Raw genomic sequence first — 20,764 nt, forward strand, 5'->3', positions numbered from 1 at the left:
GGCGGCTGACGCGGAAGCCCGCGGGGCGGGGTGGCCTGGAGGACGATGACGGGCGCGCCCCTGCCGCGTCCGTCCAGCGGCTTTGCAAGCCCCATTTCAGGACTGAAGTACGTCGGCTTTGCTCCCGGGGGAGATCTCCGCGAAATGAGGAGAAAGAGCCCCTGGCCCGAGTCCTGCTAACAATGCACACCAGAGCGCCCGTGACGGTTCCCCCCCCCACCGTCGAATGGGCGCTCTGTTTTTTTTGTGCTGTGCGGCCAGCGTGGCGCGGCGCGATGCATCCGCAGTGGGGTGCGGCGCCGGCTAGCGGCCTGAGCAATCCCCGTCCGTGTAGGATCCGCCACTGGACCGCGACACACGAGGGGGCCCATGCCAGCGCCAGCGCCGCTATTCCGTCCATCTTCTCTGCTGTTGATCTGGATCCTGCTGGCCGCCTGCGCGCCGGGCGCGGCGATGGCGCCGGCGGCTGTCGAGCGCTCGAGGACGGTGGAGATCACGGCTCCGGCCGCCGTCCCGGCCGACGTCGTGGCGGCCGAGCCAGAGCCGGAGCCCGGCACGGTCGTGCCCGTCACCCGCGCGGATCCGTGGTGGGGTGAGCCGCTCGCGCCGGTGACCGTCGTGGTGTGGGGCGACTTCGAGTGTCCTTTCACGTCCAGGTACATGGCGACGCTGGAGGAGCTGAAGCAGGCCTACGGGCCCGATCGGCTGCGCGTCGTCTGGAAGCACTTTCCGCTGCCTTTCCACAAGAATGCGCGCCCGGCGCACCTCGCCGCCGAGACGGTGTTCCGGCTCGGCGGCACCGAGGCGTTCTGGAGGTTTCATCAGCTCGCCTTCGCCAACCAGCGCTCGCTCGCGCCGGAGTCGTTCGAGGCGTGGGCCGCCGAGGCGGGCGTCGATCGGGCGGCGTTCCGCGCGGCCTTCGAGCAGCAGCGGCACGCGCCGAAGATCGATCAGGACATCGAGGCGGGCCGAGCGGTGCGGGTCACGGGGACGCCCGCGTCCCTCATCAACGGGGTGTTCGTCAGCGGGGCGCAGCCCATCGACAAGTTCCGGACCGTCGTCGACGAGCAGCTCCGGGCGGCCGAGGACCTCCGGCGGGCCGGTGTCCCGCGGGAGCGCCTCTATGCCGCGCTGTCCGCGCAGAACAAGGCACGCGCCCCGGCCCCGGAGCAGCCCTCGCCGCCGGCCGTCGAGGACACGACCGTGTGGAAGGTGCCAGTCGACGGGTCGCCGACCCGGGGCAACCTGAGCGCTCCGGTCACGCTGGTGATGTTCCTCGACCTCCAGTGTCCGTTCTGCCGCAAGGCCGCTCCGGTCGTCGACGGGCTCGCGAAGAAGTACGGCGAGCAGCTGCGCCTCGTCTTCAAGCACAACCCGCTCCCGTTCCACCCGCGGGCCGAGCCCGCCGCGGAGCTCGCGCTCGAGGCCAGGGCGCAGAAGGGCGACGAGGCGTTCTGGAAGGCGTACGAGCTCTTGCGGCAGGGCGGCCTTGAGGACGCGGATCTCGCGGCGCACGCGAGGTCGCTGGGCCTCGACGTGGCGCGCGCGCAGAAGGCCATCGCCGCCCGGCGCCATGCGGCGCGCATCGAGCGCGATCAGCGCCTCGCCGAGGACGTCGAGGCGACCGGCACGCCTCACTTCTTTATCAACGGCAGGCGGCTCCTCGGCGCCCAGCCGGCGGAGAAGTTCGAGGCCCTCATCGACGAGCAGCTCGCGCGCGCCGCGAAGCTCGTCGCCGCGGGCACGCCGCCCGCGAAGGTCTACGACGCGCTGCAGAAGGACGCGAAGGCCGCCACGCCGCTCGAGCGGATCCTCGCCCCCGCGCCGACCAGGGACAGCCCCGGCAAGGGGGCGAAGGCCGGAGCGAAGGTGACGATCCAGATGTTCGCCGACTTCCAGTGCCCTTTCTGCAAGCGCGTCCAGCCGACGCTCGACGAGATCATCGCCGCCTATCCGGGCAAGGTCCGCGTGGTCTTCCGGCACCTGCCGCTCCCCTTTCACAAGCTGGCGCCCCTCGCCGCCGAGGCTTCCGTGGAGGCGTTCCGGCAGAAGGGCGACGCCGGCTTCTGGGCGATGGCGCAGCGGCTGTGGGAGGACCAGTCCGAGGCAGGGCTCAGCCGGGAGGCGCTCCAGCGCCACGCGGCCGCGATCGGCTTCGACGTGGCGAAGCTCGCCGCCGCGCTCGATTCGCGCGCGCACCGCGCGGCCGTCGAGGCGGACCAGAAGCTCGCCGCGAGCCTCCACATCCACGGCACGCCGTCGTTCGCGATCAACGACTACTTCCTCGGCGGCGCGCAGCCGGCCGCGCGCTTCAAGCGGATCGTGGACAGGGCGCTCGGCCCGCACGAGCCCCCCACGATGGAGTCGCTGCACGGCGCGCAGAAGCCCGCAGCCCAGCCGTCCCCAGCCCAGCCGTCCCCAGCCCAGCCGTCCCCAGCCCAGCCGTCCCCAGCCCAGCCCGCTGCGGCGCCCGGGTTCCTGGGCGCCAAGCACCTGCTCGTCATGTATGCGGGCTCACTCCGTGCCCGGCCGCATATCGCGCGCACGCGGGACGAGGCGCGCGCCCTCGCCGAGCAGGCGCTCAGGGAAGCGCAGCAGGGGGCACGCTTCGAGGACCTCGTCGCCCGGTACAGCGACGACCCCGACTCCGCGGCGCGCGGCGGCGATCTCGGCAAGTTCCGGAGGGGAGTGATGGTGTCCGAGTTCGAGCAGGCGCTGGAGCTGGTCGCTGTCGGCGCGCTGAGCGGGGTCGTGGAGACGCGGTACGGCTTCCACGTCATCCTGCGGACGCAATAGCGATCGCGAGCGGATCTCACAGGGGTGGATCGGCGCGCGAGTGGAGGTGCAGAGTCGAGCGCCCCAGATCGTCTCCTGGGTGGGATCGGCGCCGGTCTCGTGCTCGTCCTGGCCCGTGCGCTCACCTGCCTGCTCGTGTCGCCGTGGGCGGCCGGGAGCACCCGGCGGCCGTTCAGTGAACGAGCGGGTTCGGGGGCGGCGCCTCGCCGCGCGAGCGGTGTGATCTCGGGGCAGCCCCGATTCTCCGCGCCGTCCCCGGTCTGAGAATATTTCAGCCCTTCCTCCAAGGGCGTCCGCGCGCTGCCTCCGTGCCGCCTGCGCGTTGACCCCTCTCGTACGCGTCGAGTAGAAAGATCGTCGCGCCCGAGCGCGCGACCCGGTCAGCGCCAGCGCGGATGGGAACCGCAAACACGATGCGTTGGTTCGTCGAGATCTCGTCGTTAGGCCAGAACGCACCGCCGACCAGGAAGGTGTGCGTCGAGGCCGCGCAGTGGCAGCCCGCGCTGCAAAAGGCCCGGGCGCTCCGCGGAGATCACGGGCCGCTCAACAATTTCTCCGTGGATCTGCTGGAGAGCGGCTACCGGGCCATCGACCCGGCGACGCGCGTGAGGTACGTCGTGCAGCGCGCGCCGGACGACGAGGCGCTCACCGACGAGCCCGGGGCCCCGGCGGGCGCGGGGGCGTCCCCCAGGGCCGCAGAGCCCGCGGCGCGCCTGCCGGGGAAGCGCCCGGCGGCGCCCACGGTCCCGTTCATCTCGATGGGGGCCGCGCTTGTCGTGACGGAGCCGGCGGGCGCCGCGGCGCAGCCGGCGAGCGCCGCGGCGCAGCCGGCCGGCGACGTGGCGAAGCCGGCGAGCGCCGCCGCGCAGCCGGCGAGCGCCGCAGCGCAGCCGGCCGGCGACGTGGCGAAGCTGGTGAGCGCCGCCGCGCAACCGGCCGGTGCCGCGCAGCCGGCTGGGGCCGCCGCGCAGCCGGGGAGCGCTGCAGCGCAGCCGGCTGGTGCCGCCGCGGTGCAGCCGGCGAGCGGCGCCGGCGCGGCGCCCGCGCCGGAGCCGGCGCCCAGCGCGCTCCCTCCGTTCGAGCTCGTTTCGCAGCGCGGGGAGGACCCGTCCGAGCGCTCGCCGCTCACCTACCGGGAGCTCGTCTATGCGGTCCCCACGGGCACCCCGCGCGAGCTCGTCAACGCGCTGCTGCTCGAACGGCTCGAGGCGACCCGTGCGCTCGTCGACGACGCACGTCCGGGCAAGTTCATCCACATTGCCGTGTTCGACCACGTCTTCAACGGCCGGCCTCAGCGCGGTCCGCTCGCGACCCTCGCATGGAAGGACTGGCGCTCGGACGTGCCCGAGATCCAGTTCCGCCCGCGCGCCGGCGCCACCACGCCGCCGCCTGCCCCCATGCCGGCTGCTGTCGCGCCGCCGGCTGCTGCGCCGGCAGCATCCGCGCCTGCTGCCGCCGAGCCGTCGGCCGTCGCGTCTGCTGCCGCCGAGCCTGCTGCGGCCGAGCCGGCAGTCACGCCGCCCGCTGTTGCCGAGCCGCCAGCCGTCACGCCGCCCGCTGCCGCCGCGCCTGCTGCCGCCGAGCCGCCGGCCGTCACGCCGCCCGCTGCCGCCGAGCCGCCGGCCGCCGCCGAGCCGCCGGCCGCCGCCGTCGAAACGCCAGCCGTCGCGCCGTCTGCCGCCGAGCCGCCGCCTGCCGCGTCCCCTGCCGCCGAGCCGCCTGCTGCCGTGTCGCCAGCCGCCCCGCCGCCCGGAGAGCCGGATCGCCCCGAGGCCGCTCCGCCGGCGGCCGAGATCCCTCCCCCCGCGCCGAGCCAGCCGGTGCGGCGGCGCTCGTCCTTCCCTCCCGGGAACGGGCGCCTCTCCGGCGACGACCTCATCGCCGAGCTGTTCGAGGCGTGCAGCGACCTGCACTTCCTCCAGGACACGCTCGCGGGCGCGGACTTCATCCTCGCGCTCACGCTCGACAAGATCCCGTGCGCCCTCGGGTTCGTGTCGCTGTTCGACATCAACCGGGGCGAGTTCGTCGTCGTCCGGCAGCACGGCGGCAAGAGCGCGCTCCTCGCCAGGCTGTCCGAGCGGGCGCCGCTCCCGCTGGCCGCGATGCGGTCGAGGCGCGCCGTCGTGGTGCCCGACGTGTCCAGGGACGAGCGCGCCCTCGACGACCGGTGGAAGGCGACCGGCGTCGAGCTCCGGAGCGTCGTCTGCGCGCCGGTGGAGCTCGCGGGCCGCTACCTCGGCCTCCTCGAGATCGGGAACCCGCTCGACGGCAAGCCCTTCTCCGAGGGCGACGGCAACGCGCTCACCTACATCGGCCAGCAGTTCGCGGAGTTCGTGGGGGCCCGCGGCGTGGTCATCGAACCGAGCCTCGTGACCGCGGGGACGAAGAGGGCCGCCCGCTAGCGGAGCTCAGCGATGGACCTCCTCCCCTCGGTCGGGAAGCGCCATCGCGTCCCGTACTTCGCCCTCGTGCCGGCTATCGTCGTCGCCGTGCTCGTGCTCGGCGGCATCGCCCTGCGCACGACGCTGCAGATCGAGAAGGCCCGCCAGCAGACCGTCTTCGACGCGACGCTCACCCTCGCCAACGAGCGCGTCGACCGGCTCGACAAGCTGATCATCGCGCAGGACAACGTCGTCGCCGCGCACGTCGACGTGGCGAACCTCTCGGTCATCGCGCGGCGGTGGCTCCCCACCGCGGCCCGCGAGACGCCGACCGTGCGCGCCATCCTGGTCCTCGACATGGACCACGAGGCCCACGACGTGCTCGCGTTCGCCTCGCGCGGCGCGTCCGGCCGGGAGGACGACGCGTTCCGCAAGCTCCTGCTCGCGCGCCTGCTCCCGCAGATGAACTTCTCGGGCGACGCGACCGAGCTGCGTCACCTCCACCACGTCATCGACCAGCAGAGCCTGCTCGTGAGCTACTGGGAGCGCGAGCACCTGGGCCGCCGGTTCCTGGTGGTCGCGTGGCACGAGGTCCCCCGCCTGGTCCACGAGGTGATGCCCCGGCTCTTCCGCGATCTCGATCGAGAGAAGAGCCGGATGAACGTCATCGACGAGGAGGGCCGCATCGTGTACGGCCCGCCCATCATCGGCGGCGAGTTCACCGTCGGGCGCCCTTTCCCGACCACCCTCTACAACTGGCGCCTCCAGATGGCGCTCACCACGGCCGAGGAGCTCGGGGAGAAGGTGGAGCGGCAGCGCCTGATCGAGATCCTGATGGTCGGCTTCTCGGCCCTGGTCGCCCTGGCCGGGCTGGCGATCGTGGTGCTCGCCTCCATGAACGAGCGGCGGCTCGCGGCGCTGAAGAGCGACTTCGTCGCGAACGTGTCCCACGAGCTCAAGACGCCGCTGTCGCTGGTCCGCATGTTCGGCGAGCTCCTCCTCGGCGACCGCGTCCCCAACGACGCGAAGCGCCGCCAGTACCTGCAGATCATCGTGAGCGAGAGCGAGCGGCTGACCGCGCTCATCGAGAACGTCCTCGACTTCGCCCGGGTCGAGCGGGGCAAGGCCGCCTACGAGTTCGCGCGCGGGAGCGTCGCCGAGGTGGCGACGCACGCGGTCGACATGTACCGCTACCGCGCCGAGCGCGAGGAGATGACCGTCGAGCTGACGGTCGCCGAGGGGCTGCCGGAGGCCCTCATCGACGCGCGCGCGCTCGAGCTCGCGATCGTGAACCTGCTCGACAACGCGCTCAAGTACGCGAAGGACGGCGGGCGCGTCGAGGTCGCGGTCGAGGCCGAGGGCGGCGGCGGCGGTCGCTTCTCCGAGCTGGCGCGCCCGGCGGGGCGCGTCGCCATCCGGGTGAGCGACAGGGGGCCGGGCATCGATCCGGACGAGCAGAAGCACATCTTCGAGCGCTTCGCGCGTGGGCGGCGGGCGAGCGAGCGCCAGGTGCGCGGCAGCGGGATCGGGCTCGCGCTGGTGAAGCACATCGCCGAGAGCCACGGGGGCTCGGTGCGGGTCGAGAGCCCGCTCACGGAAGACGGGCGCGGCAGCGCCTTCGTCGTGTCGCTCCCCGCGCTGGAGCCCGACCGGGAGGCGCCGGCGCGGCCCACGCCGAGCACGGCCGACGCGGCGTCGGGCGCGGGGGTCACATGAGCGCGCCCCGACGCGTCGCCGACGAGCCGGCGCCCCGACGCGTCGCCGACGAGCCGGCGCCCCGACGCGGCGGCGCGAAGGGTGGGGCGGGCGCGGCGGCGCCCCGGGGCGGTGCCGACGAGGCGGCGACCCGGCGCGGCGCGAGGAGCGCCGCCCTGCAAGCGGCGCTCGACGAGGTGCGCGCGCGGTGCGCCGTCGCGGAGCGCCGCGCGCAGGACCCTGTCGATTTCGTCCATCTCTACACGAACCCGGCCGACCAGGAGCTCGTCGCGCTCATCGCCGCGTCGCTCGCGTTCGGCAACGTGAAGGCGCTGCGCGCGAAGATCGCCGAGGCGCTCGACCGGCTCGGGCCGGAGATCGCCCTCACCGCGGACGATCCCCGGGCCGTCTCGGCGCGGCTGCGCGGCTTCCGGCACCGGGTCTACCGCGACCGCGACCTCGCGGCGCTCGTCATCGGCGCGCGGCGCGTGCAGCGCGCCTCCGGCTCGCTCGGGGCCGCCTTCGCGGCCGAGCTCTCGCAGCGCCGCGACCTGCGCCAGGCCCTGGGCGCGTGGGTGCGGGCGATCCGGCGCGCGGGCGGCCTCGACCGGCGCCCCGGCGACCGAGGGGCCGCGCACATCCTCCCCGACCCCGAGAAGGGCAGCGCCACCAAGCGGCTCATGCTCCTGCTGCGCTGGATGATCCGCCCCGCCGACGGCGTGGATCTCGGCCTGTGGCCGGTGCCCCCCTCCGCCCTCCTGATCCCGGTCGACGTCCACATCCAGAAGCTCGGCTACAACATCGGCCTCACCGATCGCAGGGGAGCCACCTGGAAGACGGCAGAGGAGATCACCGCCGCCCTCCGCGGCTTCGATCCGGCCGACCCGGTCAAGTACGACTTCGCCCTCTGCCACCTCGGCATGCTCCAGCAGTGCCCGTCGCGGCGCGATCCGGTGCGCTGCGAGGGGTGCGGCGTGAAGGCAGTCTGCCGGCACTGGGAGCCGTGAGCACTCGGTGCACGGTCGCTTTCGACCAGGACAATCGTCATCCCTGCCCGTCCGGGGCGTGCGTTCAGGACGCAAAAGCCTTCGAATTTGCACCCGATTTCAGTTTTGATTTTCAAGGGTGCAAGGACGGCAGGATCTCTCGATGATAACTGCTCGAAACGTCATCTCAAGCAGCTCGGCACAGAGCCTGCTCTAGTGGATGACGAGCGCCGTCGCGGAGACCTTCCCCCCCCAGGTCCGCGAGGCGCTTTTTTCATTTTGTTTCCGGGACGCTCGTGAGCGTCCGTCCGGTGTCGCAAAGGAGCGCCGCAGCGGAGCCCCCCCGAGCTCCGCTGCGGCGCCTTCGCTTGCATCCCCCTCGTGGCGGGGCGCTTACCGGATCCTCACCGCTTCTCTCGTCCCGACCTGATGCGATCTGCATGCCAGGGCGCGGGCGGGCGCGTGTGGAACCTTTGTGCACGCCCCGGCTGAAGGTCTCCGCCGCCGCACCGCCGTGGGCATGGCCACAACGGCCGTGCCGCCGCCGGACGCGACGCGGGTGAAAAGGGGGCCGTCAGCATGCGTATCTGCCAAGGGCATTCCGCGAGGCCAGCAGTCCGATTCCTGAGGACGGAGTGACTTCCTGAGCGCAGTGTGCCTTTCTCGCCCGCAGGAAGAAATGATCTCGAAACATGCAGTTCGCGTCTCCGCCATCCACGGATGATCCCGGGGCGAGCGGGCGACGGCGGCCTCAACAACCAGCTGGCCCGCGCTCCGTCCAGGCGCCAAGCTGTCGAGGCTGCTCGCATGCGGAAGCGGCGCCAGCGGGTAGATTGGGCGTATGGTCTGGACATTCGGGGCTTACCTCCTGGTCGCGCTGGCGCTCGCGGTGCTGGCGGCGGTCGGGCTGTGGGCGCACCTCTACTACTGGGTCAAACGGCTGACCCTCCCGCTGGACTACAGCGTGGAAGAGGTGCTGCGGACCGAGGACGGCGCCCAGATCGAGATCCGCCGCGTCCCGTGCCCGCCCGGAGCGGCTGCGCAGCCGGATCTCCCGCCCATCGTGCTGGTGCACGGGATCGCCGCGAACCACAGGAACCAGGACATCCACCCCGATTACTCGCTGGCCCGCCACCTCGCCGCGCTCGGACGCGACGTGTGGCTGCTGACCTTGCGGAGCGGCCGCCTCCTCACCCGCATCGAGCGTCGCAGCGTCCGCTTCTCGGCCATGGTCCGGTACGATCTCCCCTGCGCCTTCGACGCGATCCTGAAGCGCACCGGCGCCCGCTCGCTCGATTACGTCGGCTTCTCGATGGGCGGCATGCTCCTCTATGCCGCGCTGGGACGGAGCGTGCCGGAAGATCGGGTCCGCCGCGTCGTCATTGTCGGCTCTCCAGGCCGCGTCTCCGGCCCGGCGCGCCTCATGCGCTTCCTGCCGGGCTGGCTGCTCCCGGGCGTGCCGCTGCGCCTCATGGCACGCAGCGTCGCGTTCGCCTCGGAGTGGCTACGGACGCCGATCCACCGCGCCGTGGCCAATCCGCGCAACGTGCCTCCCGGCGTCACCCGGCTCGCGCTGGTCAACTGCATCGAGGACATCCCCGCTGCGCTGAACGCAGACTTCGCCGGTTGGATGATGGGCGACGGAGAGATCCGCGTGGACGGCGAGAGAGTCCTGGACGGCCTCGCGTCCGTCGCGGCGCCGGCCCTCTTCATCGCCGGCAGCGCGGACAGGATAGCGCCGGTCTCATCGGTGCGCGCGGCGTTCGACGCGTGGGGACGCGATCACCCCGAGACCCCGAAGCGCTTTCTCGTGCTCGGGCGCGACTTCGGCGCGCGGGAGGATTACGGCCACGGAGACCTGGCGGTCGGCGCCTATACGGGCGCCGAGCTCTTCGAGCCGGTCGCGCGCTTCCTCGGCCCGGAGGAGCAGCCCGAAGACGCGCCCGGGCCCGAGGCGGGCGCCCCGGCGCTGGAGGCGATCAAGGCGCGCCAGCCGACGTCCGAGGAGGCCGATCCGCTGCCGGATCTCCCGGCCGCATGAGCCGCCGCGCGCGGTCGCCTCAGCGACCTTCCGACGAGACCGTCCCGGCAGCGACGGGCCGCGCGCACGCGGCTCCCGCGCGCTCCATTTCATCCAGTCTCGTCGCGTTCATGGAGCTGGAACCGGATGAAATCGAACGATCCCGCGGCGCCGCGCGCCGATCCGTGATTGCGGAGCGAAAGCGAAGAGGCGTATTCTCGTGGACGGGTCTCTCGCGCCACACGGTGGCCGGCGTGTCCGCCAAAGGATGTTCATGAGTCAACCCGGATTGCGCTCCAGATTCGAGCTGTCGCCCACAGCGCTCTGGCTGACGGCAGCGGCCCTCCTGGTCTCCCTTGTGTCCTGCGCGCAGGGAGAGGTGTCGGGAACGTCGTGCGATGAGGACCAGCTGCTGTGCGCGAGCGCGTGCGTCGACGCGCAGACCGATCCCGACCACTGCGGCGACTGCGACATCGTCTGCGCGAGCGGGCAGCGGTGCGAGGCGGGCGAGTGCGTCGGCGACGGCGGAGGCGGAGGCGGGGGCGCGCCGGACGGCGGCGGCATGGAAAGCCCCGCGAGCGGGACCGGCGGCGAGCTCTGCGCCCCCGGGCTCGAGGAGTGCGGCGGCGACTGCGTCGACCTCGACATCGACGCGCACCATTGCGGGAGCTGCAGCAACGAATGTCCGGAAGAGCAGCTGTGCGAGGACGGCGAGTGCGCCTGCGCCCCCGACCTCGCGGCCTGCGACGGCGGCTGCGTGGACCTGGCGAGCGATCCGCTGCACTGCGGGAGCTGCGAGGTCCGGTGCGCCGACAACCAGACGTGCACGGACGGGGCGTGCCTCTGCAACGAGGGACTCACGGACTGCGGCGGCAGGTGCGTCGATCTGACGCGAAGCCCGGCGCACTGCGGCGCGTGTGACGCCGCGTGCGGCCCGGGGCTCGTCTGCCAGGAGGGCGCGTGCCTCTGCGTCGTCGGCGACTACGAGGACATCGGCGCGACGGCGCCGCAGGTCGTGACGGGCACCACGCTCGGCGCGGACACCTATTTCGGGCTCGCCTGCGTGGCCGCCGGCTCGACCGAGATGGTCTACCGGTTCACGGCGGAGAAGGCCGGCAGCTACAGGTTCGACACCGCAGGATCGAGCTACGACACGGCCCTCGGCCTCCTGACCACCGACATCTGCGATGAGCTCGCGTGCAACGATGATCGCGGGGGGGCCGAGGCCAGCGCCTCGCTGCGCCTCGACGAGGGACAGGCGGTGTTCGTCGTCGTGTCGGGCTACAACGGCGCGCAAGGCGACTTCGTCTTGAGCATCGACCCGCTCGCGCCGCCCGAGTGCCCCGTGGGCACCATCGAGCCGACCCTCCCCCAGACGATCACCGGCGACACGCATCTGCGCAGCGACGCCGTCGCGCCGAGCTGCGGCTCGATCGACACCCCCGACTCGAGCTACACGTTCACCGCGCCGCGCGCGGGCAGGTACATCTTCGATACGTACGGCTCCTCGTACGACACGATCCTGGAGCTGCGCAGCGGGACGTGCTCGGGCTCGGTGATCTCCTGCAGCGACGACGTCGCGGCGGGCGAGCAGTCGCGCGTCATCGCCAACCTCACCGCGGGCCAGACGGTGGTCGCGATCGTCGACGGCGTCGACGGCGCCGCCGGGCCGTTCACGCTGAACGTCACCGAGTACGTGCCGCCGCCGTGCCCGGAGTTCACGCTCGGCTCGACCTTCCCGCAGACGGTGACGGGCAACACCGCCGTCATGGATCGCGTGAGCGTGATATCGGCGCCCTGCGCGGGCGGCGGCGGCCCCGAGGCCACCTATGCGTTCACCGCGCCAGCGTACGCGCTCTACACCTTCGACTCCTTCGGCACCTCCTTCGACACGGTGCTGCATGTGCACGACGGCACGTGCAGCGGGCCGAGCCTCGGGTGCAACGACGACACGTCTGGCCTGCAATCGCAGGTGAAGCTGCTGCTCGACGAGGGACAGACCGTCATCGTCGTCCTCGACGGTTACAGCTCATCGGCCTCCGGCGCCTACACGCTCAACGTGCGCCAGACCTTCGTCCCCCCGTGCCCCGCCATCGAGCTCGGGTCGACGGTGCCTCAGACGGTGACCGGGACGACCGAGGGCGCGGTCGACCTCATGACGCCGTCTTGCGGCAGCTCCGGCGGGGCCGAGGCGACGTACAGCTTCACCGCGCCCGCCGCCGGCACGTACGTCTTCGATACGTTCGGATCGACCTTCAACACGACCCTCTCCGCGCGCGACGGCCAGTGCGCCGGAGCGGCGCTCGGGTGCAACACCGACGCGGGCGGAACCACGCAGTCGCGGCTGACGCTGGAGCTCGACGAGGGCCAGACGATCATCCTGATCGTGGACGGCAGCTCCGCGAGCGCGTCGGGCGAGTTCACGCTCACCGCCCAGAAGTTCGACGGCGGCGGGACTTGCTCGAGCGCGATCGACCTCGGCTCCGTCTTCCCGCAGGTCGTCACCGGGACCACCGCGGAGCAGCCCGAGTCGGTCACCCCGACCTGCGGCTCGTCCACCGCGCCGGACATGCTCTACAGCTACACCGCGGCGGAGAACGGGACCTACATCTTCGACACGTTCGGGTCGAGCTTCGACACGGTCCTCCAGGTCTTCGACGGGAGCTGCTCGACGCCGCTCCGGTGCAACGATGACGCGGGCGGCGGACGGCAGTCGCGTCTCACCGTCGACATGGTCGCCGGGCAGACGGTCCTCATCGCCGTCGACGGCCGCGGCACGAGCTCCGGCGAGTACGTGCTCCAGGTGGACCGGTTCGCCGGCTTGGGGACCTGCTCGACGGCGATCGAGCTCGGCTCGGAGCTGCCGCTCACCACGACCGGCAGCACCGCGGGCCAGCCCAACTCGGTGACGCCGAATTGCGCCACCTCGTCGACCGCTCCGGAGACGGTGTTCACGTACACCGCCCCGGCCGACGGCTCGTATGTCATCAGCACGATCGGCTCGACGTTCGATACCGTCCTTCACGTCCACACGGGCGGCTGCGGCGGCACCACGCTCTCGTGCAACGACGATGGGGTCGGCATCGGGACATCATCGCGGCTCACGGTGACGCTCACCGCCGGTCAGGTCATCACCGTCGTCGTCGATGGCTATAACGGGGTATCGGGCAACTTCACGCTGAACATCGCCGCTCCTTGAGCCCACGCCGCGTGTTCCCCGAAGCCCGGCTGGCGATGCTGCCACTCGATCTACCGAGGCCGCCGAGGTCGACGCGGCGCCTTCGAGGCGCCGCGAGCGCCCGGAAGGCCGCCGCGCGACCGCGGCTCAGCCCACGCGCCGCCAGGGCGAACCTGGCACACATCCAGCGCCCCGCCGGTTGCGGAGCCCTCGGACGTGGGCGTATCCTGGCGCGCGACTCGTTATCCGCTCCGCCTCAAACGGCCAGATACCCCCAAGGATGGCTATGAACAATTCCGGATTGCGCCTCAGACCCACCCTCTCGTCCGCCGCGCTGCTCCTCGTCGCAGGCGTCGTCGTCGCGGCTTCCTGCGCCGAGGGCGACGACGAGCCGAGCGCGTGCGCGGACGGACAGTCGCAGTGCGATGGAGAGTGCGTCGACACCCAGGCGAACGCCGAGCATTGCGGCGCGTGCGGCAACGCCTGCGCGGAGGGGCAGCGCTGCGAGGAGGGCCGCTGCGGCGAGGGCGGGGGCGGCGGGGGCGATGGCGGCCGCGGGGGCGAGGGCGGCCGCGGGGGCGAGGGCGGCGGCGGCGACATGGAGGGGGGCGTCGACGAGTGCGACGAGGGCGAGACCGCCTGCGGCGGGAGCTGCGTGGACCTCGAGACAGACCCGCGCCACTGCGGCAAATGCGGCGACCCGTGCGCGGAGGGGCAGGTCTGCACGGACGGCGCCTGCGCCTGCGCCGACGGCCTCCTGGACTGCGACGGCGTCTGCGTGGACGTGCAGAACGACAGCGCGCACTGCGGCAGCTGCGAGGCGAGCTGCTCGCCCACCCAGCAGTGCGCCGAGGGCGCCTGCACTTGCTCCGCCGAGCTCACGGACTGCGGCGGCTCGTGCGCCAACCTGCAGACGAGCGAGCTGCACTGCGGCAGCTGCGAGACAGCGTGCGAGCGAGGCGCCTTCTGCCAGGCAGGCGCCTGCACGTGCGTCATCGGCACCCACGAGGAGCTGAGAGACACGTTCCCGCAGACGGTGACGGGGACCACCGTCGGAGGAGAGACGAACTACGGGCTGGCGTGCGTGGCCGCCGGCTCGTCGGAGCGGGTGTATCTGTTCACGCCCTCCGAGGCGGGGACATATACGATGGATACGGTCGGGTCCGACTTCGACACGGCCCTTGGCGTCGTGGGCGCGACCAGCTGCGCTCAGCTCGCCTGCAACGATGACGACGAGGGCGGCCAATCGAAGGTCCGCGCGGTCATCGAAGCGGGCGAGTCGGTCCTCATCGTGGTGACCGGCTTCGACGGCGCGGAGGGCGATTTCACGCTCAACCTGGCGAAGGCCGGGCCGCCCATCTGCCCTTCGGGGGCAGTCGACGAAGCGCTCCCGCAGACCTTCACCGGCAATACCGAGCTGCTCGGCGACGCGATCACGCCGAGCTGCGGCCACGCGGGCGGCCCCGACGTGAGCTATACATTCACGGCCCCGGCGGACGGGAAGTACGTCTTCGACACGTTCGGCTCCGAGTACAACACCGTGCTGGAGCTGCAAGACGGCGCGTGCAACGGCGATGTGATCGAGTGCAACAACGACTCGCGAGGCGGAATGCAGTCGCGCATCACGGCGGAGCTCAGCGCCGGTCAGACGGTCGTCGTCGTGGTCGACGGCTTCGAGGGCGCGAGCGGGGCCTACACGCTGAACATCTCCGAGTGGGAGCCGCCCCCGTGCCCCATGATCGATCTCGGCACGACCTACCCGCAGACGGTCATGGGCAACACGTCAGGCCTCGACAACTACCTCCAGGCGTCCTGCGCGTCGGGCGATTCCCCCGAGGTCAGTTACAGCTTCACGGCGCCGGCTGACGGCAGGTACACGTTCAACACGACCGGCTCGATGTTCGACACCGTGCTCCACGTCCACGACGGCAGCTGCACGGGGACCTCGCTGGGCTGCAACGACGGGTCCGGGTCCGTGTCGCAGGTCGTCACGCCGCTCGTGGCGGGGCAGACGGCGTACGTGGTGGTGGACGGCGCGTACGGGGCCTCCGGCGCCTACACGCTCAACGTCACCGGCATCCCCGCGCCCCCGTGCCCGGCGAACACCCTCGAGCCCGTCGTCCCGCAGACGGTGACGGGTACGACCGCGGGGCTCGGCGACTTCGTGAGCGCGCCGTGCGGCCTGGCCGGCGGCGCCGAGGCGACCTACAGCTTCACGGCGCCTTCCGACGGCGTGTACATCTTCGACACGTTCGGCTCCGCCTTCGACACGGTCGTTCACGTGCACGACGGCACGTGCGGCGGCGCGTCGCTCGGTTGCAACGACAACACGACCGGCGTCCAGTCGCGGGTCGCCGTGCCGCTCGTCGCGGGGCAGGCGGCCACCGTCGTGGTGGATGGCTCCGGGGCCGCGGCCTCGGGCGCGTTCAAGCTCAACATCAGCCTGTTCGAGGGCAACGCCACGTGCGTGAGCCCGGTCGACCTCGGCTCGACGGTCCCGCAGACGGCGACGGGCTCGACCTTGCTCCAGCCGAACTCGGGCACGCCGAGCTGCACGGCGTCGGGCGCGAGCGGCAACGACAGGGTCTACCGCTTCACCGCGCCGGCCGACGGGACTTACGTCATCGACACGCTCTCCTCGACCTTCGACACGGTCCTCCACGTGCACGACGGCGACAGCTGCGCCGGCGCGGAGCTCGCGTGCAACGACAACGCGGTCGGGGTCGCCTCGCGGGTGAACGTGCCCCTCACCGCGGGGCAGGTGATCACGATCGTCGCCGACAGCCGCCCCTCCTCCTCCGGCAACCTCACGCTGCACATCACCCAGGCTCCGTAGAGCGCGGCGGCTCCGCTGCTCTTGGAGAGGGGCGGCTCCGCTGCGCGTGCAGAGGGGGCGCTCCGCTGCGCGTGCAGAGGGGCGCTCCGCTGCGCGTGCAGAGGGGGCGCTCCGCTGCGCGTGGAGAAGTGCCGCTCTGCTGCGCGTGTAGCGGAGAACCGTGGTGCAGGGCCCGACGCATCCTCTCAAATTCTTCGGAAAAATTCACAGGGAGGCGGGGAGGCGGGGAGGGAAAACTTCGAAATACTCCCTGTCGCCCGCCTCTCTGTTCAATTTTTCCGCTGAAAAGGGCTGCAAAATGAGGGAATTCCTCAGGTGCAGGGCGACAGTGGCCGGCGGGCAGGCGCTGGTCGGCTGGGGCTGGGCGACCGAGGAGCGGTGGCAGGGCCGGGTCGGGTCGGCCGCTGTAGCTTCGGCCGGGGGCGGGGGCGTGGGGGCAGGTGGCCCGGCGTGGCGCGATGGATGGCGGACGGCGCTTCGATCCGAGGAGCGACGCGCGCTCCTACTAGGAGTTTTCTTGAGGGCGGCGCGCGCCCGTGCGAGTCTCGGCCCCCCTGGGACATGCGTCCGCCATCCGGGACGCGCCCCTGTGATCCAGGTCGAACCATGCCAAAGGAACGCGTGTTCTCCCTCGATGCCGTCCGGACCGACGGCTGGTTCGAGCGCATAGGCGACGGCATCGGCAGCTTCCAGGCGCTCTGCGAGATCGTGGGCGAGGCGTTCTTTGCCTTCTCGATGATCACGGGCGCCCGCATCACGGCGCTCACCGTCGACCGCCGCAACCCGGACAACACGCTGGTCGACTTCGTTATCGCGCCGCCAGGCGAGGAGGAGGTCGACGGCGACGTCCAGCGGCTCACGCTCGCGGACTTCCGCCACCGCCTCGTCGGCGCGCTGCTCACCGAGGACATGACGCCGCAGGCCCCCGAGCGGGACACCGACCTCGAGGGCCTCCAGCTCCACATCGGCGTCCGCTACCTGCTGCTCGCCCCGCTCTACGGCTACAGCCTCCGCAAGCTCTCCGTCGAAGGGAAGACCTCGCGCCTCCTCCTCCTGCGCGACGGCATCGAGGAGACGCACGAGCTCAACGAGTTCCGCGCCCGCATCCGCTCGCACGTCCGCGACGAGCTGGAGCGCGCCTCCGCCGGCGCGCGCTCCGCCATCGACCTCACGAAGGTCGCCGAGGCCGAGGTCGCCTCGCAGCGCGGCGACTTCCCGAAGGTGATCCAGCTGCTCGGCACCTGGCCGGCGCCGCTCGCCATCTTCCTGCGCACGCCCGAGGGGCAGATGCTCACCCCGGACGCCCGCAGCCTCATCGCCAAGGGGCTCGGCCTGCTCGGCACCGCGTGCGTCAAGCTCGGCGAGGAGCACCAGGGCGAGGAGGTCATGCGCCTCGCGGTCCAGTACGCGCACGACGGGGCCGCGGCCGGCGACATCTTCCGCCGGCTGGGCGAGGCCATGCTCGAGGACGGCCGGGCAGGCGAGGCCATCGGCCCCCTCCGGCGCGCCGCGAACCTCGGCGCCCCGCCGAAGCAGATCTGGCCGCTGCTCGCGCGGGCCTTCGTGCACCGCAAGAAGTTCGTCGCCGCCCTCGCCTGCGTCCGCGAGGCGCGGAGCGCCGGCGTGCCGGACGCCGACATGGTGGAGGAGATCCGGGAGATCGAGGCCACCCTGGGGACGGCGCTCACCGCCTGGAGAGGGCTGGTCCTCGTGGCGAACCGCTCCTAGAATCGCGGCCCGCCGGTTGCCGCCGGTTGGCTGACCGCCTCCATTGACACCCCCGCGGCGGCCGACTAGATCCGGCGCGGATTAAGCCGAGATCGCTCGGATTTTTGCTGTCTCAACGCAGCATCGCCGCGTCGCTCTCACCTTGTTGGACTGCATGGTTCGGGGCCGCGGGCCCCGAGGTCTCGCCCGAGAAGCCGCGCGCTGCGGCGAGGCGGTCGGCCCTCCGGGCCCGACCCGTAGGAGTGCTCTCTCGATGGCCACCTACATCCCCTTGTTCCTGCTGTTTCTCGTGGCCGCGGTCATCGCGCTCGCCATGTTCACGCTGACGTCGCTGCTCGGCCCGAAGAACCCGACGGTCGAGAAGATGATGCCGTACGAGTGCGGCAGCGACTCGACGGGCGGGCGGTTCGTCAAGCCGAGCGTGAAGTTCTACCTGACGGCGATCCTCTTTGTCGTGTTCGACATCGAGGCGGTGCTCATCTACCCGTGGACGATCCAGTTCCGAACGCTCGGGTGGACCGGCCTCGCGACGATGAGCTCGTTCATCGCGCTGCTCGTCGTCGCGCTCGTATACGTGTGGAAGAAGGGAGCTCTGGAATGGGAGAAATAATGGGCGGAGGCCCCTCCACGCGGGTGATGGAGGGCTCCGAGCACGGCTTCGCGACCACGCGCGTGGACGCGTTGCTCAACTGGGCCAAGAAGTACTCCCTGTTCCAGTACCCGTTCGTGACGGCCTGCTGCGGCATGGAGTACATGGCCATGGCCAGCCCGCGCTACGACATGGCGCGGTTCGGCGCCGAGGTGCCGCGCTTCTCGCCGCGCCAGGCCGACCTGCTCTGGGTGGTGGGGACCATCAGCCAGCGCCAGGCGCCCGCGCTCAAGCGCATCTACGAGCAGATGGCGGACCCGAAGTGGGTGCTCGCCTTCGGCACGTGCGCCTCGTGCGGCGGCTTCTACGACAACTACACGACGCTCGCCGGCATCGACAAGATCATCCCCTGCGACGTCTACGTGCCGGGCTGTCCGCCGCGCCCCGAGGCGGTGCTCGACGGCCTCATGCTGCTCCAGGACAAGATCGCGCGCGGCGACCGCACGCCCGCGATCGTCAAGCCGCGCGAGGATCCCGCGCTGACCGCGGAGCGCCTCGTCACCCTCCAGCGCAAGGAGAGGAGCCAGCCATGAGCAAGAAGGTCCTCGAGCTCCTCACGGCGCAGTTCCCGGGCGCCGTCCTGGAGACGCACTCGCAGTTCGGCGACGACACCGCGGTGCTCGACCCGGCCGCGTGGCGCGACGTCGCCCTGTTCCTCCGCAACGACCCGCGGACGCTGATGAACATGTTCGTCGACCTCACGGCGGTCGACTACCTCTGGCGCGGCGACGTGCCCCGCTTCGAGGTGGTCTGCCACCTGCGCTCGTTCGAGCGGAACCACCGCATCCGCATCAAGGCGCGCGTCGGCGACGAGGAGGGCAACGGCGCCGAGATCGACTCGATCGTCCCGGTGTGGAAGGGCGCGAACTGGTTCGAGCGCGAGTGCTACGACCTGCTCGGCATCGTGTTCCGGGGGCACCCGGACCTCCGGCGCATCCTGATGTACCCGGAGTTCGAGGGGCACCCCCTGCGCAAGGACTACCCGGCCAACCGCATCCAGCCGCTCATCCCGTTCCGGGACGTGCCGAACACCGGCAAGCTGCCGCCGTTCGGCCCCGACGAGGGCATGAGCTTCGGCCGCCAGTCGCACGACTTCGCGCTGTACAACCCCGGGACGGGGGCGTCGCTCGAGTCGACCGGCGGTGATGAGGCCTCCGACAAGGGCAAACCGCAGGGCATCGGCGTGGGTGCGCTGCAGGAGCGAAGCTGACCGATGGAACCCCTGGATCGCGATCTGGACGAGGCCGCGCTCGATCTGCCGAGCGAGCCGATGCTCCTCAACATGGGGCCGTCCCACCCGGCGATGCACGGCACGGTGAGGATCGTGCTCGAGCTGTCCGGCGAGACGATCAACAAGGCCGACGTGCAGATCGGCTACCTGCACCGCGGCTTCGAGAAGATGTGCGAGCGCGGCACGTGGACGCAGGTCTTCCCGTACGTCGACCGGCTCAACTACGTCTCGCCGATGCTCAACAACGTCGGCTTCTCGCTGGCGGTCGAGAAGATGCTCGGCGTCACGGTGCCCGAGCGCTGCCAGTACTACCGCGTGATCCTCGGCGAGATGGCGCGCATCTGCGATCACATGATCTGCAGCGGCGCCATGGCCATGGAGCTCGGCGCGTTCACGCCGTTCCTGTACCTGTGCCGCGCCCGCGAGATCTTCTGGGAGATCTTCGAGGAGGAGACCGGGGCGCGCCTGACGCACAGCTTCGGCCGCGTCGGCGGCATGGCGCGGCCGCCCACGCCCGACTTCAAGTCGATGGTGCGGGTGGGCCTCGAGCGCGTGATCGCGCTCATCCACGACGCCGAGAAGCTCATCCTCAAGAACCGCATCTTCCTCGATCGCCTCGACGGCGTCGGCCGAATGTCGAAGGAGGACGCGCTCGAGCTCGGCTGGACCGGCATCGTGCTCCGGGCGAGCGGCGTTCCGTACGACGTGCGCCGGGCGAACCCGTACATGGTCTACGACCGCTTCGAGTTCGACGTGCCGGTCGGCACGCGGGGCGACAACTACGACCGGTTCATGTGCCGCCAGGAGGAGATCCGCCAGTCGGCGAGGATCATCGAGCAGGCGCTCGACCAGATGCCCGACGAGGGGCCGATCAACATCGACGATCCGCGCATCGTGCTGCCGCCGAAGGAGGAGGTCTACACGACCATCGAGGCGACCATCCAGCACTTCAAGATCGTCATGGAGGGCATCAAGGTGCCCGCCGGCGAGTGCTACTCGTACACCGAGGCCGGCAACGGCGAGCTCGGCTTCTACCTGGTCTCCGACGGCAGCGGCACGCCCTACCGCGTCCGCATCCGCCCGCCGTGCTTCGCCACGACGCAGGGGCTCTCCCAGCTCATCACCGGGCTGATGATCCCCGACGTCGTGCCGACGTTCGGCTCCCTCAACATGATCGGCGGAGAGTGCGACCACTAGCGACGGCGGCGACGGCGAGCGGAGCGCTCCCGTCATCGAGTTAAGGAGCGGGGGCCCTGCGCGGCCC

12 protein-coding genes are annotated in these 20,764 nt (G+C 71.5%); all 12 read left to right on the plus strand.

Features of this window, described 5'->3' with window-relative positions; genetic code table 11:
* Positions 1 to 411: 411 nt before the first annotated feature.
* The 12 genes from WME89_RS03765 (at position 412) to WME89_RS03820 (ending at position 20,697) form a co-directional block, all read left to right on the plus strand.
* Positions 412 to 2,796 (plus strand): thioredoxin domain-containing protein, encoded by a 2,385-nt coding sequence (locus WME89_RS03765; protein WP_438007894.1) that lies wholly within the window; start codon positions 412 to 414, stop codon positions 2,794 to 2,796.
* Between the two features lie 413 nt (positions 2,797 to 3,209).
* Positions 3,210 to 5,198: a GAF domain-containing protein gene (locus WME89_RS03770; RefSeq protein WP_438007895.1), complete on the plus strand. Its 1,989-nt coding sequence runs from the start codon at positions 3,210 to 3,212 to the stop codon at positions 5,196 to 5,198.
* 12 nt (positions 5,199 to 5,210) lie between these two features.
* Positions 5,211 to 6,893 carry a sensor histidine kinase gene (locus WME89_RS03775; protein WP_438007896.1) on the plus strand — a complete coding sequence of 561 codons (1,683 nt, stop codon included), beginning with the start codon at positions 5,211 to 5,213 and terminating at the stop codon, positions 6,891 to 6,893.
* Positions 6,890 to 7,879, plus strand: a complete 990-nt coding sequence (locus WME89_RS03780; RefSeq protein ID WP_438007897.1) for a TIGR02757 family protein — start codon at positions 6,890 to 6,892, stop codon at positions 7,877 to 7,879. The genes WME89_RS03775 and WME89_RS03780 overlap by 4 nt, the downstream gene beginning before the upstream one ends.
* A gap of 820 nt (positions 7,880 to 8,699) precedes the next feature.
* Entirely contained in the window at positions 8,700 to 9,899 is a 1,200-nt protein-coding gene (locus WME89_RS03785; RefSeq protein ID WP_438007898.1) for an alpha/beta fold hydrolase, read from the plus strand.
* Positions 9,900 to 10,152: 253 nt separating this feature from the next.
* Positions 10,153 to 13,077, plus strand: coding sequence for an MXAN_6577-like cysteine-rich protein (locus tag WME89_RS03790; protein ID WP_438007899.1), 2,925 nt, complete (start codon positions 10,153 to 10,155; stop codon positions 13,075 to 13,077).
* 280 nt (positions 13,078 to 13,357) lie between these two features.
* Positions 13,358 to 15,892, plus strand: a complete 2,535-nt coding sequence (locus WME89_RS03795) for an MXAN_6577-like cysteine-rich protein (RefSeq protein WP_438007900.1) — start codon at positions 13,358 to 13,360, stop codon at positions 15,890 to 15,892.
* A gap of 621 nt (positions 15,893 to 16,513) precedes the next feature.
* Complete coding sequence (locus tag WME89_RS03800; RefSeq protein WP_438007901.1) at positions 16,514 to 17,620, plus strand: hypothetical protein; 1,107 nt, start codon at positions 16,514 to 16,516, stop codon at positions 17,618 to 17,620.
* 253 nt (positions 17,621 to 17,873) lie between these two features.
* Positions 17,874 to 18,230 (plus strand): NADH-quinone oxidoreductase subunit A, encoded by a 357-nt coding sequence (locus WME89_RS03805; RefSeq protein WP_436624999.1) that lies wholly within the window; start codon positions 17,874 to 17,876, stop codon positions 18,228 to 18,230.
* Entirely contained in the window at positions 18,218 to 18,802 is a 585-nt protein-coding gene (locus WME89_RS03810; RefSeq protein WP_436625000.1) for an NADH-quinone oxidoreductase subunit B, read from the plus strand. Before WME89_RS03805 ends, WME89_RS03810 begins: the two co-directional genes overlap by 13 nt.
* Positions 18,799 to 19,479 carry an NADH-quinone oxidoreductase subunit C gene (locus WME89_RS03815; protein ID WP_438007902.1) on the plus strand — a complete coding sequence of 227 codons (681 nt, stop codon included), beginning with the start codon at positions 18,799 to 18,801 and terminating at the stop codon, positions 19,477 to 19,479. Before WME89_RS03810 ends, WME89_RS03815 begins: the two co-directional genes overlap by 4 nt.
* Before the next feature lie 3 nt (positions 19,480 to 19,482).
* Complete coding sequence (locus WME89_RS03820; protein WP_436625002.1) at positions 19,483 to 20,697, plus strand: NADH-quinone oxidoreductase subunit D; 1,215 nt, start codon at positions 19,483 to 19,485, stop codon at positions 20,695 to 20,697.
* Positions 20,698 to 20,764: the final 67 nt, after the last annotated feature.

The sequence above is a fragment of the Sorangium sp. So ce321 genome (assembly GCF_051530195.1).
Classification (GTDB): domain Bacteria; phylum Myxococcota_A; class Polyangia; order Polyangiales; family Polyangiaceae; genus Sorangium.